The 16,205-nt window shown below is 63.8% G+C and carries 18 protein-coding genes and 1 pseudogene; 11 read left to right on the forward strand and 8 right to left on the reverse strand.

Annotated elements, in window-relative coordinates; genetic code table 11:
* Nucleotides 1-169 precede the first annotated feature (169 nt).
* Nucleotides 170-814, forward strand: a complete 645-nt coding sequence (locus KDB76_RS27590; protein ID WP_015272245.1) for a DedA family protein — start codon at nt 170-172, stop codon at nt 812-814.
* Between the two features lie 549 nt (nt 815-1,363).
* Here KDB76_RS27590 and KDB76_RS29980 read toward each other — a convergent pair.
* Nucleotides 1,364-1,942, reverse strand: a pseudogene (locus KDB76_RS29980) (sterol desaturase family protein); the annotation flags it as partial.
* Nucleotides 1,943-2,054: 112 nt separating this feature from the next.
* On the opposite strand from KDB76_RS29980, the gene elbB reads away from it, so the two are divergent.
* Nucleotides 2,055-2,714, forward strand: a complete 660-nt coding sequence (gene elbB / locus KDB76_RS27600) for an isoprenoid biosynthesis glyoxalase ElbB (protein WP_013974738.1) — start codon at nt 2,055-2,057, stop codon at nt 2,712-2,714.
* A gap of 180 nt (nt 2,715-2,894) precedes the next feature.
* Here the strand turns inward: elbB and KDB76_RS27605 are convergent, their stop codons facing one another.
* On the reverse strand, nt 2,895-3,347 hold the full coding sequence (locus KDB76_RS27605; RefSeq protein WP_013974739.1) for a YaiI/YqxD family protein: 453 nt from the start codon (nt 3,345-3,347) through the stop codon (nt 2,895-2,897).
* Between the two features lie 172 nt (nt 3,348-3,519).
* Between KDB76_RS27605 and KDB76_RS27610 the strand changes: the two genes are divergently transcribed.
* Entirely contained in the window at nt 3,520-6,375 is a 2,856-nt protein-coding gene (locus tag KDB76_RS27610) for a class I adenylate cyclase (protein ID WP_038410236.1), read from the forward strand.
* Between the two features lie 117 nt (nt 6,376-6,492).
* On the opposite strand, the gene rnk is transcribed toward KDB76_RS27610, so the two are convergent.
* The 3 genes from rnk to cyaY form a co-directional block, all read right to left on the reverse strand.
* Nucleotides 6,493-6,903 carry a nucleoside diphosphate kinase regulator gene (gene rnk, locus KDB76_RS27615; protein ID WP_023661830.1) on the reverse strand — a complete coding sequence of 137 codons (411 nt, stop codon included), beginning with the start codon at nt 6,901-6,903 and terminating at the stop codon, nt 6,493-6,495.
* A 146-nt stretch (nt 6,904-7,049) separates the two neighbouring features.
* Nucleotides 7,050-7,274 carry a DUF1289 domain-containing protein gene (locus KDB76_RS27620; protein ID WP_013974742.1) on the reverse strand — a complete coding sequence of 75 codons (225 nt, stop codon included), beginning with the start codon at nt 7,272-7,274 and terminating at the stop codon, nt 7,050-7,052.
* 1 nt (nt 7,275) lies between these two features.
* Nucleotides 7,276-7,608, reverse strand: coding sequence for an iron donor protein CyaY (gene cyaY, locus KDB76_RS27625; protein WP_004375540.1), 333 nt, complete (start codon nt 7,606-7,608; stop codon nt 7,276-7,278).
* A 296-nt stretch (nt 7,609-7,904) separates the two neighbouring features.
* On the opposite strand from cyaY, the gene KDB76_RS27630 reads away from it, so the two are divergent.
* Genes KDB76_RS27630 through KDB76_RS27655 form a run of 6 tightly spaced genes read left to right on the forward strand, consistent with a single transcriptional unit; the run spans nt 7,905 to nt 12,527 of the window.
* Nucleotides 7,905-8,120: a lipoprotein gene (locus tag KDB76_RS27630; protein ID WP_023661829.1), complete on the forward strand. Its 216-nt coding sequence runs from the start codon at nt 7,905-7,907 to the stop codon at nt 8,118-8,120.
* Nucleotides 8,121-8,129: 9 nt separating this feature from the next.
* A complete protein-coding gene (gene lysA, locus KDB76_RS27635) occupies nt 8,130-9,377 on the forward strand; it encodes a diaminopimelate decarboxylase (RefSeq protein WP_024087896.1) in 1,248 nt (415 codons plus the stop codon).
* Nucleotides 9,378-9,381: 4 nt separating this feature from the next.
* Entirely contained in the window at nt 9,382-10,212 is an 831-nt protein-coding gene (gene dapF / locus KDB76_RS27640; RefSeq protein ID WP_013974744.1) for a diaminopimelate epimerase, read from the forward strand.
* 13 nt (nt 10,213-10,225) lie between these two features.
* On the forward strand, nt 10,226-10,936 hold the full coding sequence (locus KDB76_RS27645) for a DUF484 family protein (protein ID WP_015272252.1): 711 nt from the start codon (nt 10,226-10,228) through the stop codon (nt 10,934-10,936).
* Nucleotides 10,936-11,835, forward strand: a complete 900-nt coding sequence (xerC, locus tag KDB76_RS27650; protein ID WP_013974746.1) for a tyrosine recombinase XerC — start codon at nt 10,936-10,938, stop codon at nt 11,833-11,835. The genes KDB76_RS27645 and xerC overlap by 1 nt, the downstream gene beginning before the upstream one ends.
* Complete coding sequence (locus tag KDB76_RS27655; RefSeq protein WP_038410237.1) at nt 11,832-12,527, forward strand: HAD family hydrolase; 696 nt, start codon at nt 11,832-11,834, stop codon at nt 12,525-12,527. Before xerC ends, KDB76_RS27655 begins: the two co-directional genes overlap by 4 nt.
* A gap of 175 nt (nt 12,528-12,702) precedes the next feature.
* Here the strand turns inward: KDB76_RS27655 and sutA are convergent, their stop codons facing one another.
* The 3 genes from sutA to glnK form a co-directional block, all read right to left on the reverse strand.
* Entirely contained in the window at nt 12,703-13,032 is a 330-nt protein-coding gene (gene sutA / locus KDB76_RS27660; RefSeq protein ID WP_013974748.1) for a transcriptional regulator SutA, read from the reverse strand.
* 430 nt (nt 13,033-13,462) lie between these two features.
* Nucleotides 13,463-14,794, reverse strand: a complete 1,332-nt coding sequence (locus KDB76_RS27665; protein WP_015272254.1) for an ammonium transporter — start codon at nt 14,792-14,794, stop codon at nt 13,463-13,465.
* A gap of 46 nt (nt 14,795-14,840) precedes the next feature.
* Complete coding sequence (gene glnK, locus KDB76_RS27670; RefSeq protein WP_002555808.1) at nt 14,841-15,179, reverse strand: P-II family nitrogen regulator; 339 nt, start codon at nt 15,177-15,179, stop codon at nt 14,841-14,843.
* A gap of 402 nt (nt 15,180-15,581) precedes the next feature.
* Here glnK and KDB76_RS27675 point away from each other — a divergent pair, with 402 nt between their 5' ends.
* Entirely contained in the window at nt 15,582-15,848 is a 267-nt protein-coding gene (locus KDB76_RS27675) for an accessory factor UbiK family protein (RefSeq protein ID WP_038410238.1), read from the forward strand.
* Nucleotides 15,849-16,202 carry a gamma-glutamylcyclotransferase family protein gene (locus tag KDB76_RS27680; RefSeq protein ID WP_023662910.1) on the forward strand — a complete coding sequence of 118 codons (354 nt, stop codon included), beginning with the start codon at nt 15,849-15,851 and terminating at the stop codon, nt 16,200-16,202.
* Nucleotides 16,203-16,205: the final 3 nt, after the last annotated feature.

Here is a 16,205-nt window from a genome sequence, read left to right on the forward strand (position 1 = left end):
CAAGATAAGCGCCCATTATGACGCCTGTGTTACACGCCAGGGCAAGCCGTGGCGCGTGGCTTCTGGCATTCTCCAAGCAGGAATTGTTCATGTCGAGACACATCTGGACACTTTCACGAACGCGCGCGAAGGGGTAGGCTTCGCGTTCATTTCGCCAGCACCTCAGAAAATGCTTCAACAATTCCTGCAGGATTTCGGCTACTTCGCCCTTTTTCTAGGCACCTTCTTCGAAGGCGAGACCATCCTGGTGCTTGCAGGATTCCTTGCGTTCCGCGGTTACATGGACATCAACCTGGTGTGTCTGGTGGCATTTTTCGGCAGCTATGCCGGCGACCAGCTGTGGTACTTCATGGGCCGCCGCCACGGGCGCAGGATCCTGGCGCGCAAGCCACGCTGGCAGGCGATGGGTGACCGGGCGCTGGACCACATCCGTCGCCACCCCGACATCTGGGTACTGAGTTTCCGCTTCGTCTATGGCTTGCGCACGGTCATGCCGGTGGCCATTGGCCTGTCCGGCTACCCGCCACGCCGCTATCTGCTGCTGAACGGTATCGGCGCGGCCATCTGGGCAGTGGCCCTGGGCGCGGCCGCGTATCACTTCGGCGCCATCCTTGAAGGCCTGCTGGGCAACGTGAAGCGCTACGAGCTATGGGTGCTCGGTGGCCTGTTGGCGCTGGGCGGCCTGTTGTGGCTGCGCCGGCGCTTCCGCACGTTGCGCGCGGAGCGCAAGGCGGCGGGCAAAGCCCAGGCCCCAGAGGCTGAGCAAGCTGTAAGCCACGAGGAACAACCAGGTCGGCGGCACGACCACCGCTAGGCCCAGTGCGCCTGCCAGGTACAGCGCCGGCGCATTCGCCAGCAACCGTACCAACTCCAGGCGCATGGCCCATGGTCGGTTCTCCAGCAGCGCACCAAGTACGAACAAGCCAAACGCCATCAGCGCCCAGCCAAGTACCAGGGCGGCGGTTGGCACGCGCTCGGCCACCTCCATCAGATAGCTGCCTAGCGCCACGTAACCCACGAATTGCGCCGCCACATAGGCCTGCTGCGCACGGCCCAAGGCAACCTCGAACTTGCGAAATAACGCCAGCTCCTGCTTGGCCTGCGGGTAGCGTGCGGCCACATCGGCCGGGCGCCAGCCGGTGGGCATGAACCAGATGCGCAGCTTGTCCCACAGGCTGTCGGCGCGCCGGGCGTCGTGCCAGAGCTGGGCATAGAACTGCAGGTTGGCCCACAGCGGGTTCCAGCTGGCCAGCGGCGTGGTCACCCCGAACACCACCGGCTCGGCTGGGTCCTCCTCTTTGAAGGTGCCGAACAGACGATCCCAGAGAATGAACACGCCGCCGTAATTGCGATCCAAGTAAGCAGGATTTTGCGCATGGTGGACGCGATGGTTGGATGGCGTGATCAACACCCACTCAAGCCAGCCCAGCTTGGGAATGTGCCGGGTATGCACCCAGAACTGGTACAGCAGGTTGAGCGACGCCACCGTGATGAACACCAGCGGCGGCACACCGAGCAACGCCAGCGGCAGGTAGAACAGCCACGAGAAGATGAACCCGCTGCTGGTCTGGCGCAGCGCCGTGGTGAGGTTGTATTCCTCGCTCTGGTGATGCACCGAGTGCGCAGCCCACAGCACGTTGCGCTCGTGGCCAAGACGATGCAGCCAGTAGTAGCAGAAGTCGTACAGGACAAAGGCCAGCAGCCACACCCACCAGGCCTGCGGCGGCAGGCGCAGCAACGCCATGTGCTCGAACGCCAGGGCATAGGTCACCAGCCCCACCCCTTTGGTCAGCAAACCGGTACTGGTCGACAGCGCACCGGTGCTGAGGCTGTTGATCGAGTCGGCCAGGGTGAAGTTGCGCTGGCCGCGCACACGGTCGGCCAGCAGTTCGACGGCGATAAGCACGAAGAAGAACGGCACGGCCAGCAGGATCAGGTCCATGGGTACGACCTCAGGTGTTATCCGCCAAGATTAGGCCGCGCTTGCAGGAATCCCTATGGCTACATCTGCCAAACTAGAGGACATTTAGCGCCTCGACAGTGGAGTAAAAAGCATGACAAAAAAAGTAGCGGTGATTCTTTCCGGCTGTGGCGTTTATGACGGCGCCGAAATCCACGAAAGCGTGATCACCCTGCTGCGCCTCGACCAGCGTGGTGCGCAGGTGCAGTGCTTCGCGCCGAACATTGCGCAGATGCATGTGATCAACCACCTGACCGGCGAGGAAATGCCCGAATCGCGCAATGTGCTGGTGGAGTCGGCACGCATTGCCCGCGGCGAGGTCAAGGACATCCGCGAGGCCAAGGCCGAAGAGTTCGATGCGCTGATCGTGCCGGGCGGTTTCGGGGCGGCGAAGAACCTGTCCAACTTTGCCGTGGAAGGCGCCAACTGCACCGTTAACCCGGATGTGCTGGCCCTGGCCGAAGCCTTTGCCGACGCCTGCAAGCCGGTCGGCCTGATCTGCATCTCGCCGGCGCTGGCGGCGAAGATTTACGGGCCAGGCGTGGTCTGCACCATCGGTACCGACGCTGGCACTGCGGCGGCCGTGCAGAAGATGGGTGGCACTCATGAAGAATGCGATGTGCACGATATTGTCGAGGACACCCAGCGCAAGCTGGTGACCACCCCGGCGTACATGGAGGCCAAGTCGATCAGTGAAGCGGCTGGCGGGATCTACAAGCTGGTGGATCGGGTGCTGGAGCTGACGCACGAGTAACTGGTGCAAGATTCAGAATCTGACGCGGTCCCTGTGGGAGCGGCCTTGTGTCGCGAAAGGGCCGCAGCGCGGCCCCGGCAATTTATGCGGCGAAGCTGAAAATCCTGGGGCCGCTTCGCGGCCCTTTCGCGACACAAGGCCGCTCCCACACGTCGTGTCCATCCTGCCAGCCGGGTCGCTTCAGGGTTTGGACAACCGGGCGATGATCCGGTCCAGCGCATTGGCAAACGCCTGCTTCTCGCGCTCGCCATAAGGCGCCTGCCCTCCCCCCACCTGGCCCTGCTCGCGCAACTCGGTAAACAAGTTGCGCGCCGCCAGCCGGTCACCCATGTTGCGTTCGTCGAACTCGCGCCCGCGGGGGTCCAGCGCCGCCACGCCCTTTTTCACCAGGCGGTCGGCCAGCGGCACGTCACTGCAGATCACCAACTCACCAGGCACGGCGTGCTCCACCAGGTAATCGTCGGCTGCGTCCATGCCGCTGGGTACCACGATCAGGCGCACGATAGCGAACGCCGGCTTGGCCACAGCCTGGCCCGCCACCATCACTACCTCGAACTTGCGCTTGAGGGCGAACTTGACGATCAGATCCTTGGCTGCCTTGGGGCAGGCGTCGGCATCGATCCACACACGCATCGGAAAACCTCGCAATCAGCTTGAGGCCCCCATCATGCCTCAAGCGCAACGAAAGCTGCAGCAGTCACCCATGGGCGCTGGAAAAATGGCGCCAATATTTCAATTGCCGCTTATCCGACCTCGCCACTCAGGCTACACTCGCCACAGCCCCGCTGGCCTGCCCGAGTGCGCAATGAACCACCCCCACGAAATCCGCCCCGACCTGGACGAAGGCATCGACCGCAAGGTCCTGGCGACATTGCGTGCGCGCTTCCTGCGGCTCAACCAGGGCCGGCTGCAGCGGGCCCTGGAGGGCCTGTCGACGCGCCAGCAACAGGTCCTGACACTGCTGCCGCTGCTGTTTCATGTGAACCACCCGCTGCTGCCAGGCTATGTTTCCGGGAGCACTCCTGCCGGCGTATCGGGCTACGAGCCAGGCGCCGATCTTGTAGTCGAGGCACAGCGTCTTGCCCGCTCGTTCACCTACAAGGCCCGTCATGGCAATCCGCCGCGGCCGATCCACGGCCTGTTCCTGATGGGCAGCCTGGGCTCACTGGCCCAAGCCGAGCAAAGCGACATGGACCTGTGGGTTTGCCACACCCCGGGCCTGGCCGATGAGCTGCTGGACGAACTGCGCCGCAAATGCCAGCTGCTTGAGGCATGGGCGGAAAGCCTGGGTGCCGAGGCGCACTTCTTCCTGATCGACACGCAAGGTTTCGCCCAGGGCCAGCGCGAAGGCCAGCTCGGCTCCGACGATTGCGGCACCACCCAGCACTATCTGCTGCTGGACGAGTTCTACCGCACCACTATCTGGCTGGCCGGGCGCACGCCACTGTGGTGGCTGGTGCCGGTCTACCAGGAACACGATTACCACACCTATACCCAGACCCTGCTGTCCAAGCGTTTCATCCGCAGCCAGGACGCCCTCGATCTCGGCAACCTGGCGCACATCCCGCCCGGCGAGTTCGTCGGCGCCGGCTTGTGGCAGCTGTTCAAAGGCATCGACTCGCCCTACAAGTCGCTGCTCAAGCTGCTGCTGACCGAGGCCTATGCCAGCGAGCACCCCACCGTTCGCTGCCTGAGCCTGGACTACAAGCAGGCAGTGTTCGCCAACCAGCTAGACCTCGACGAGCTGGACCCCTACGTGATGGTGTACCGGCGCATCGAGCGCTACTTGCTGCAGCGTGGCGAACACGCGCGCCTGGAGCTGGTGCGGCGCAGCCTGTACCTGAAGGTTAACAAGAAGCTCAGCGACCCGACCCGGGCCAATGGCTGGCAACGCCGGCTGTTGCAGCGCCTGGCCGACGAATGGGGTTGGGACGAGCGCCAGCTGGCCCTGTTGGACAGTCGCAATCAATGGAAGGTGCAGCAGGTTGCCATCGAGCGCCGTGAACTGGTGGCCGAACTGAACCATAGCTACCGATTTCTCAGCCAGTTCGCTCGCACCCAGAACGCCAGCAGCCGCGCCGACCAACGCGATCTCAATGTGCTGGGCCGGCGCCTTTACGCCGCCTTCGAGCGCCGCGCCGGCAAGGTCGAAGTCATCAACCCCGGTATCGCCCCGGACCTGGCCGAAGGCACCCTGACACTGGTACAAGCGCCTAATCGCAAGGAGCCCGGCAGCCATCACTGGGAGCTGTACACCGGCAACCTGAGCCCCCATGAGGTGGACCACTTCAGCCCGCTCAAACGCTGCCGCGAGGTGCTCGAGTTGCTGACCTGGGCTTATCGCAATGGAGTGATCGACAGCAGCACGCGCCTGGCGCTGCACCCAGGTGTCAGCGACCTCAGCGAATTCGAGCTATTCAACCTGATCGGCTGCCTGCAGCAGAGCATTCCCCTGCCCTTGCCGACCGTCAGCGAGGTGCGCTTGTTGCAGCCGAGCGTTGCCGACGAGGTGCTGTTGCTGGTCAACGTCGCCATCGACCCGCTGCGCCACCACCGCGACCTGAACATCCTGATGACCACCGAGCGCACCGACTCTTTGAGCTACGCAGGCGTGCGCGAAAACCTGGTCCTGACCCTGGACCAGGTCATCCTCAACAGCTGGAACGAAGTACTGGTCCAGCGCTATGACGGCGAGCACGCACTGGTGCGCTGCCTCCGCGACTTCTTCAACAGCCCCGTGCCGCGCGGACACCGGCCGAAGGTGCGGGTGCGTTGCTTCTGCCAGAGCCGCGCCCAGGCCATCGGCCAACGCGTGGAGGAAATATTCGACACCGTACAACTGCTGCTGGACCAGGGCCTGAACCACCGCTACCTGCTACAGGTGGCCCAGCACACCCATGTGCTGGAGCTGATGGCCGGGCATGTCGGCCTCACCACCTTGGCCGAGCATGAGGCACTGCTGAACCATCTGGGCGAAGAACGCAGCGCCTACAGCCCACTGTACCTGGACGCCAACGCCCTGCAGGACCACGACCTGCCCCTGGTGCTGGAGCAAGGCCGGCCGTCCTGCATCCAGGTGTTCTACCGCCTGCAGGGTGGCTGGGCCGAGTTGTATGTGCTGGATGAATACAATGCCCTGTGGCAGCAACGCCTGCCGCTGCACGACGAAGCTCACTTGCTGTTGCCGCTGCAGCGTTTTCTGCGCTCGGTGGTGATGCGCCGTGATGCCCGGCTACCGCTGGACACCCAGCGCGCGGCTTCACTGGACATCCACTACGCGCAACTGTTGCCTTCCGGGCCAGGCAAGGCGCGCAGCATCGAGCCGCGCCAGGCGCCGGTCGAGGGTAGCGACCAGCCTTACTATGAGGTGCAGGCGATCATCCAGGCCGGGGTGGCAGGCGCGGCGCACGTGACGCTGTATTGCGACCAGCAGGAGTTTTCCGAACTGGAGCATGGTGAGCAGTTGTATGCGGTGGTGGCCCGGCAGATCATCGGGCAGCGACGTGGTGCAGGGCAGTACCGCTGCTACATCACGGACCTGGATTTGTCCGAGTTGCTGGATGACCAGCTGGGGTCGACGCAGCTGTACCTGCGCTACAAGCGGGAGCTGGAGCAGGCTTTGAACGAGGGGTTGGAGCAGGTTTTGGCAGAAGGATCCTGAGTTGCCGGGGGACACATGTGGGAGCGGGTTCACCCGCGAACACCGGCGAAGCCGGTGCCATACACCGCGTCGCCTTCTTCGCGGGTAAACCCGCTCCCACAGCGGCCCCCCTGGCCCTTACAAGTCGAAATCCCCCGCCGCTTCCGGCTGGTATTCCACTTCCAGCAGCTTCAGCTTGAGGGTCTTGCCCCCCGGGGCCGGCCAGTCGATCTGTTCGCCCACCGACAACCCCAGCAAGGCGCAACCGATCGGCGCCAGGATCGAGACCTTGCCTTCCGGCCCGGCATCCTTCGGGTACACCAGGGTCAGGTGGTAGTCCTTGCCGCTGGCTTCCTCACGGCAGTGCACGCGCGAGTTCATGGTCACCACACCAGCCGGGACTTCCTCGTGACCGACCACCTGCTCGGCGCGGTCCAGCTCGCCCTGCAGGGCGAGCACACCCGGCGTACTCTCGTCGAGGCTGTCGATCAGACGCTCCAGACGTTGTACGTCCAATCGGGTGAGGATGAGGGAAGGCTTGGTGCTCATGATCCAGTCAGACTCCTTTGAACAGGCGGTTTTCATCGTGCAGATAAAGCAAAACCCCGCCCAAGGGCGGGGTTTGTGAAGGCTTTGGCGTCACCGACGCAGAACCCGACGTTACCACAGCCGGGTAAATACTCAAGCCCCTGCGATCAGTGTGCCTTAGCCTGGTCGCGCAGGGCCTGGGCCTCGCGGCAAATCTGCCGGCGCCGTTCGTCATCGGCCGAACGCCATTCACGGATATGCTCGACATGCCGGTGGCAACCTGTGCACACCCGCTGTTCGTCCAGCCGGCAAACGCTGATGCACGGCGACGGCACGGCGGGGCTGACGTTGCTGTAGAGCGGTTTGGGCGGCCGGGCCTGGGTACTGCTCATGTCAGATCTCGTCGAAGTCCAGCTTCTCGCCGGCCCGCTCCCAGACGATGCGCTCGAGCATTTCGCCCAGCAGCTCCTCGCTCTTCTCGCACACCCACTTGCCGCTTTCTTCGTCGTAGTCGAAGTGGAAACCGCCGGAACGGTCGGCCAGCCACAGCTGGCGCAGCGGCTCCTGGCGGCTGAAGATCAGCGTGCTGCCATTGTCGAACTTGATGGTCAGGACACCAGCGGAGTTCTCCATGTCCAGGTCCAGGCCGCTCTCGTCGAACAGGTCTTCCAGGGCCTGTTGGGTCGCGTCGACCAGATCATGGAAACGCGCTTCACTCAAACTCATTGCAGGAACCTCGAAATTGGCTGCGTTACAGGCAAGCCCGGCAAGATACGGGCGCTTGCCGCCGAATGCAAAGGTTTAGCCGCTACCTTCACTTGCCCCTTCGCGGCTAAAGCCGCTCCTACAGTACTGCACATGGCGTGAGGCCAATGCGGTCGAGGTGGGAGCGGCTTCAGCCGCGAAAGGGCCCTTGCAGGCGGTAAGAATAGCCCGCCCGGCGGGCCGGCCCTTGCATAGGCAAGCCGTCGGTCGCTCGGTATACTCGGGCGCAATACTGCATATTTCTAAGGATTTCACCCATGAAGCGCCTGATTTCCTCCCTCGCGGCGCTGGTCGCTGTTGCCTGCCTCGTTTCGGCCTGCGGCCAGAAAGGCCCGCTGTACCTGCCTGAAGACGGCAAGGACGGCAAGGCCAGCCACAAGTCGCACCAGCACCAGCCAAAAGCCAAGCCGGCCCCGACGCAGGAGCAGCAACCCGAGCTGCAGTCCGAGCCCGAGCAGTCGCCAGCGCAGTAAGGAAACCAGATGAACGCTTTCAACTACCGCGACGGCGAGCTGTTCGCGGAAGGCGTGGGCCTGTCGGCCATCGCCGAACGCTACGGCACCCCGACCTACGTGTATTCGCGCGCCCACATCGAGGCCCAGTACCGTAGCTACGCCGATGCACTGCAAGGCACCGAGCACCTGGTGTGCTTCGCGGTCAAGGCCAACTCCAACCTTGGCGTGCTGAACGTGCTGGCACGCCTGGGCGCAGGCTTTGACATCGTCTCTGGCGGTGAGCTGGAGCGCGTGCTGGCCGCTGGCGGCCGTGCCGACCGCGTGGTGTTCTCCGGTGTCGGCAAGACCCGCGAGGACATGCGCCGTGCCCTGGAAGTCGGCGTGCACTGCTTCAACGTCGAATCCACCGACGAACTGGAGCGCCTGCAAGTGGTGGCCGCCGAGATGGGCAAGGTTGCCCCGGTCTCGCTGCGGGTCAACCCGGACGTCGACGCCGGCACCCACCCGTACATCTCCACCGGCCTGAAAGAGAACAAGTTCGGCATCGCCATCGCCGACGCCGAGGCCATCTACGTGCGGGCCGCGCAGTTGCCGAACCTGGAAGTGGTCGGCGTCGACTGCCACATCGGTTCGCAGCTGACCACCGTCGAGCCTTTCCTCGATGCCCTTGACCGCCTGCTGGTGCTGGTAGACCGCCTGGCCGAGTGCGGCATCCATCTGCGCCACCTGGACCTGGGTGGCGGCGTCGGCGTGCGTTACCGCGATGAGGAGCCGCCGCTGGTGGCCGACTACATCAAGGCGATCCGCGAGCGCGTAGGCGACCGCGACCTGGCCCTGGTGTTCGAGCCGGGCCGCTACATCGTGGCCAACGCCGGCGTCCTGCTGACCCGCGTGGAATACCTCAAGCACACCGAACACAAGGACTTCGCCGTCATCGATGCGGCGATGAACGACCTGATCCGCCCGGCCCTGTACCAGGCCTGGATGGGTGTCAGCGCGGTCAAGCCACGCGCAGGCGAAGGCCGTGCCTACGACCTGGTCGGCCCGATCTGCGAGACTGGCGACTTCCTCGGCAAGGACCGCGTGCTGAACCTGGCCGAAGGTGACCTGCTGGCCGTACAGTCCGCGGGCGCCTATGGTTTTGTCATGAGCTCCAACTACAACACCCGTGGCCGTTGCGCTGAAATCCTGGTCGACGGCGACCAGGCCTTCGAAGTACGCCGCCGCGAGACCATCGCCGAATTGTACGCTGGCGAAAGCCTGCTGCCGGAGTAAGCCCATGCTGCTGCGTTTTACCAAGATGCATGGGCTGGGCAACGACTTCATGGTCCTCGACCTGGTCAGCCAGCACGCGCACATCCAGCCCAAGCACGCCAAGCAATGGGGTGACCGCCACACCGGCATCGGCTTCGACCAGTTGCTGATAGTCGAGGCGCCGAACAACCCGGAAGTGGACTTCCGCTACCGCATCTTCAATGCCGACGGCTCCGAGGTCGAGCAGTGCGGCAACGGTGCGCGCTGCTTCGCCCGCTTCGTGCTGGACAAGCGCCTGACCGCTAAAAAGCGCATCCGCGTGGAAACCAAGAGCGGCATCATCGAACTGGACGTGCAGAACGACGGCCAGATCAGTGTCGACATGGGCCCACCGCGCTTCATCCCTGCCGAAATCCCCTTCGTCGCCGACGAGCAGGCGCTGAACTACCCACTGGAAGTCGACGGTCAGGTGCATTCGATTGCCGCCGTGTCCATGGGTAACCCGCATGCCGTGCTGCGTGTCGACGACGTGCGTACCGCCCCTGTGCATGAGCTGGGCCCGAAGATCGAAAACCACCCACGCTTCCCGCAGCGGGTAAATGCCGGCTTCCTCCAGGTCATCGACCGCCACCGCGCCAACCTGCGGGTGTGGGAACGTGGTGCGGGCGAAACCCAGGCCTGCGGCACCGGCGCCTGCGCCGCCGCCGTGGCGGCGATCAGCCAGGGCTGGATGGACTCCCCGGTATCCCTCGACCTGCCCGGTGGCCGCCTGCACATCGAATGGGCCGGCCCCGGCAAGCCCGTGCTGATGACTGGCCCAGCCGTACGCGTCTACGAAGGACAGGTTCGTCTCTAAGCGAGTAACCGCCATGACCGATCAGCCCCAGGTTGTACCCCAGCAGTCCGCCGAGCTCGATGCCGAAGCGGTGGTCGCCTACCTGCGCGCCCACCCCACCTTCTTCGCCGAGCACGACGAGTTGCTGATCGAACAGCGCATCCCTCACCAGCGTGGCGACAGCGTGTCGCTGGTGGAGCGCCAGCTCAAGTTGCTGCGCGACCGCAACATCGAGATGCGCCACCGCCTGTCGCAACTGATGGACGTGGCCCGCGACAACGATCGGCTTTTCGACAAGACCCGCCGGCTGATCCTCGACCTGCTCGACGCCGGCAGCCTGGAGGAAGTGGTGATGGCAGTCGAAGACAGCCTGCGCCAGGAATTCCAGGTGCCCTTCGTCAGCCTGATCCTGTTCGGCGAAAACGTCGCGCCGGTCGGGCGCTGGGTGAGCAACGCCGAAGCGCAGCAGGCCATCGGTGCCCTGCTGGGCGGCGGCAAGACGGTCAGCGGCAACCTGCGCGAGCACGAGCTGGCCTTCCTGTTCGGTGAAGAACAGCGCCGGGAAGTGGGCTCCAGCGCCGTGGCTGCCCTGGAATACCAGGGCCTGCACGGGGTGCTGGCGATCGGCAGCCGCGACCCGCAACACTACAAGAGCAGCGTCGGCACCTTGTTCCTTGGCTACATTGCCGAGGTGCTTGGCCGCGTTGTGCCACGCGTTACCCAGACCCTGCGCCCGGTACGCTGATGGAACGCCAGCTGGAGGCTTATTGCGCACACCTGCGCAACGAGCGCCAGGTGTCCGAGCACACCCTGCTGGGCTACCGTCGCGACCTGGACAAGGTGGTCGCCTACTGCAAGGAGCACGGCATTGCCGATTGGCAGGCGCTGCAGATCCAGCAGCTGCGCCAGCTGATCGCCCGCCAGCACCACCACGGCCAGTCCTCGCGCAGCTTGGCCCGGCTGCTGTCGGCGGTACGTGGCCTGTACCGCTACCTGAACCGCGAAGGCTTGTGCCAGCACGACCCGGCCAGCGGCCTGAGCGCGCCCAAGGGCGAACGCCGGCTGCCCAAGGTGCTGGACACCGACCGCGCCCTGCAACTGCTGGATGGCGGTGTCGACGATGACTTCATCGCCCGTCGTGACCAGGCCATCCTCGAACTGTTCTATTCGTCGGGCCTGCGCCTGTCCGAGCTGACCAACCTCGACCTCGATCACCTCGACCTCGCAGCCGGCCTGGTGCAGGTGCTGGGCAAGGGCGGCAAGGCCCGCGTGCTGCCGGTCGGCCGCAAGGCCCGCGAGGCATTGCAGGCCTGGTACCGCCTGCGCGGCATCGGCAACCCGCGCGACCGCGCGGTTTTCATCACCCGCCAAGGCAACCGCATCAGCCCACGGGCCGTTCAGCAACGGGTGAAGGCAGCCGGTGAGCGCGAGCTGGGCCAGCACCTGCACCCGCACATGCTTCGCCATTCCTTCGCCAGCCACGTGCTGGAATCGTCCCAGGACCTGCGCGCGGTGCAGGAGATGCTCGGCCATGCCGACATCGGCACCACGCAGATCTATACCCACCTGGACTTCCAGCACCTGGCCGCGGTGTACGACAGCGCCCACCCTCGGGCCAAACGCAGCAAAGGCACAGACTCATGAGCATCAAGCTGATCACCTTCGACCTCGACGACACCCTGTGGGATACCGCGCCGGTAATTGCCAGCGCGGAAGTCGTGCTGCGCGACTGGCTCGAAGCCAACGCCCCGATCCTTGGCGGCGTACCGGTGGAGCACCTGTTCGCCATCCGCGAGCGCCTGGTACAAGCCGAACCGGGCCTGAAGCACCGTATCAGCGCCCTGCGTCGACGGGTGCTGTTTCATGCCCTGGAAGAAGTCGGCTACAGCGAGAAGCATGCGCAAGAGCTGGCCAACGAAGGTTTCGAAGTATTCCTGCATGCCCGCCACCAGGTGGAGATTTTCCCGGAGGTGCAGCCGGTGCTGGAGATCCTGCGCCATCACTACACCTTGGGCGTGGTCACCAACGGTAATGCCGACGTAAGCCGGCTGGGGCTGGCGGACTATTTCCGCTTTGCCCTGTGTGCCGAAGACCTCGGCATCGGCAAGCCGGACCCGGCGCCGTTCCTCGAAGCCCTGCGCCGCGGTGACGTGGAAGCCAGCGCAGCGGTGCACATCGGTGACCACCCGGGCGATGACATTGCCGGCGCCCAGCGCGCCGGGCTGCGGGCGGTGTGGTTCAACCCCCAGGGCAAGGCGTGGGCAGGCGAACAGGCGCCGGACGCCGAGATCCAGCGCCTGTCGCAGTTACCCGACATCCTCGCGCGCTGGCGCTGACAGGGGGCCGGCCCATTCGCGGGTAAACCCGCTCCCACAGGTTCACCACTGCTTTCAGGTCCTGCGCCGTCCTTGTGGGAGCGGGTTTACCCGCGAAGAGGCCGGCACAGGCAACCCATAACCCGCAGGCACAAAAAAGCCCGCAGCGACGGCGGGCTTTTTTTCGATCAGCCACTCAGATAGGGCGGCTGCCGTACTTGTTGTCCGGCTTCTTGGGCGGATCGGCGACCACGTTGGCCTCGACTTCCTGAACCTTTCCGCCGCGGGCGAGGAACTCTTCCATGGCCTTGGCCAGGGCGTCACGCTCCTTCTGCTTGGCTTCCATGCTCGGCATCTCGTCTACCGAGACCGCGGCCTTGGATTTGCCCTTGGCAGCGGGTGCCGGGCTGCTGTCGTCATCGCCAGCGTCTTCGGCACCATCATCAGCTGCCGCTTCGAGGCCTTCATCGCCCTCGTCTTCGTCGCCTACTTCGAGGTCATCATTTTCCAGATCGTCGTCGCTCATGTTCTACCTCATGACTTGCGAAAAGCAGGTTAGTTATAGACCAGTGCAGCCGTAGACCGGCAGCCACCAGTGAAAATTCAACTGGCCGTGGGTTAGGCCACTGCCCTAGGGTCGGCGCTCCTGATGGGAGGCGGCACCCAGCAGACCCTGCTCCTGGCAGGACCTGACAAATCCTTTAGCCCCTGCTGGCCACACGCTATTGGCAAGCCTAGCAAAGGCTGGCGAAGCGTGTGGACTCCTCGTCAAACACCCTTCGGCGCGCATTCTAGCGCGCCAGCAGAAAAAGCAAAGCACCATGAATGCTCTGCGTTTTGTAAGATTTCCGCCTACGTCGCGAACGTGTCGGATAAACCGTTTGCCGTGCGGGAAATGCTAAAAATATGGCAAAAAAAATGCCCGGCAAGCCGGGCAAGTTTTTACCGCGTCGCGGTTACAGGTTGTAGCCGCGCTCGTTGTGCTGAGCCAGGTCGAGGCCGACCGACTCTTCTTCTTCGCTTGCCCGCAGGCCCATCACCACATCAAGCACCTTGAGAATCACGTAGGTGACGATGGCGGTGTAGACCACGGTGAAGATCACGCCCTTGGCCTGGATCCAGACCTGCATGCCGATGTCGGTGACGGCACCGAAGCCGCCCAGCGCCGGAGCTGCGAACACACCGGTGAGGATGGCGCCGACGATACCGCCGATGCCGTGCACGCCGAAGGCGTCCAGCGAGTCGTCATAGCCCAGCTTGCGCTTGAGGCTGGTGGCGCAGAAGTAGCAGACCACACCCGAGACCAGGCCGATCACCAGGGCACCCATGGGGCCTACGGTACCGGCAGCCGGGGTGATGGCGACCAGGCCGGCGACCACACCCGAAGCAATGCCCAGGGCGCTCGGTTTACCGTGACCGATCCACTCGGCGAACATCCAGCCCAGGGCCGCCGCGGCGGTGGCGATCTGGGTCACCAGCATGGCCATGCCGGCGGTGCCGTTGGCAGCCGCGGCAGAGCCTGCGTTGAAGCCGAACCAGCCGACCCACAGCATGGCCGCGCCCATCAGGGTATAGCCCAGGTTGTGCGGAGCCATCGGGGTGGTCGGGTAGCCCTTGCGCTTGCCCAGCACCAGGCAGCAGACCAGGCCAGCGATACCGGCGTTGATGTGCACCACGGTGCCGCCGGCGAAGTCAAGCACGCCCCAGTCCCACATCAGTGCGCCGTCACCGCTCCAGACCATGTGCGCGATAGGCGCGTAGACCAGGGTGAACCAGATGCCCATGAACACCAGCATCGCGGAGAACTTCATGCGCTCGGCGAACGCACCAACGATCAGCGCCGGGGTGATGATGGCGAAGGTCATCTGGAAGGTGATGAATACCGCTTCAGGGAACAGCGCGGCAGCCGAGGTCAGGTTTGAGGGCGTGACGCCGCTGAGGAACGCCTTGGAGAAGCCACCGACGAAGGAATTGAAGTTGAGCACGCCCTTTTCCATACCGGTGGTATCGAAGGCCATGCTGTAGCCATAGACGACCCAGAGAATGCTCATAAGGCCAGTAATTGCAAAGCACTGCATCATTACCGACAGCACGTTCTTGGAACGCACCATGCCGCCATAGAACAGGGCCAGGCCCGGAATGGTCATGAACAGCACCAGCGCCGTTGCGGTCAGCATCCAGGCGGTGTCGCCGGAATTCAGCGCTGGGGCAGCTTCCTCTGCCAAGGCAAGCCCGGGCATTACGAGGGACAATAGGGCTCCTAGCCCTGCGATCTTACGCAGAGTCATGTTGTTTTCTCCTGGGGCGTTGGGTTTGGTGAGGCTTTGTTGCTGCTTAGATCGCGTCGGTATCGGTTTCGCCGGTACGGATACGGATTGCCTGCTCCAGATTCACCACGAAAATCTTGCCGTCACCGATCTTGCCGGTGTTGGCTGCCTTGGTGATGGCTTCGATTACCCGATCAAGGTCCTTGTCATCGATGGCGACATCGATCTTCACCTTGGGCAGGAAATCGACCACATATTCAGCACCGCGATACAGCTCGGTGTGGCCCTTCTGCCGACCGAAACCTTTGACTTCGGTGACGGTGATGCCCTGCACGCCGATTTCCGACAGCGACTCGCGCACGTCGTCCAGCTTGAACGGCTTGATGATGGCTGTGACTAGCTTCATGAAACTCTCTCCCGATTTGGTGGACTTGCCCCAGGAAAACAAACCCGTCTCAAGTCTAAGCGCAGCGGTTGGCTTTGTAACGCGTCGTCGGCATCCGGCTCCGCGTGCGCACTGCCTGGTCACAAAGAACTGCATCAGTGCATGGCTCGCACTGGTCTTTGCAGAAACCTTGCCAGTTCCGTCAAAGCTCGGGAAAACAGGGAGTTATGTGAATCAGTCGGGATTGGCCAGTCGCCAGCATGGGAAACATGCACAATTTCGGTGCACTTCGACCTGCCGCATCGCTCGAAAAATGTGCAGTTTCAGATGAGCGCTGCTTTCTGTAGGAGCCAGCGACGAGGCCGGATGCTCATGCATGCGTGCTACACTGCCGGCCATTTCCCAGTATCAGTGGACAGCCCCATGCTCGCGCCCAAAGCCCTTCTCGATGCCCTGAGCGACCAGGCATCGCGCCTGTTCAGCAGCGATACCGCCCAGCCCCGCGCCGAACTGGAAAGTCAGTTCAAGGTGCTGATGCAAGGTGCCTTCAGCAAGCTGGACCTGGTCAGCCGCGAAGAATTCGACAGCCAGATGGTCGTACTGGCGCGCACCCGCGCACGCCTGGAGGCTTTGGAAAAACAAGTGGCCGAGCTGGAAGCCCGGCTGAACCCGCCCCCACAGGATGAGTGAATGCAACCCTCCAGCGCATACCCGGTACTGTTGTTTTCCTACGGCACCTTGCAGGACAAGGCCGTGCAGCTCGCCAACTTCGGCCGCGAACTGAGCGGCCAAGCCGACCGCATGCTGGGCTACCGCCAGGACTGGGTCGAGATCACCGATCCGGCCGTGCTGGCAGCCAGCGGCAAGTCCCATCACCCTATCGTCGCTCCCAGCAGCCAGGCAGACGACAGCGTGGCCGGCATGGTCTTCCAGATCAGCGAAGAAGAGCTGGCAGCGGCGGATCGCTATGAAGTCGCTGACTACAAGCGCGTGGCCGTAACGCTCGCATCGGGCCTGACCGCCTGGGTTTATGTACGCGCCTGAGCC

Source organism: Pseudomonas sp. JS425 (assembly GCF_018223845.1).
Lineage (GTDB): Bacteria > Pseudomonadota > Gammaproteobacteria > Pseudomonadales > Pseudomonadaceae > Aquipseudomonas > Aquipseudomonas asiatica.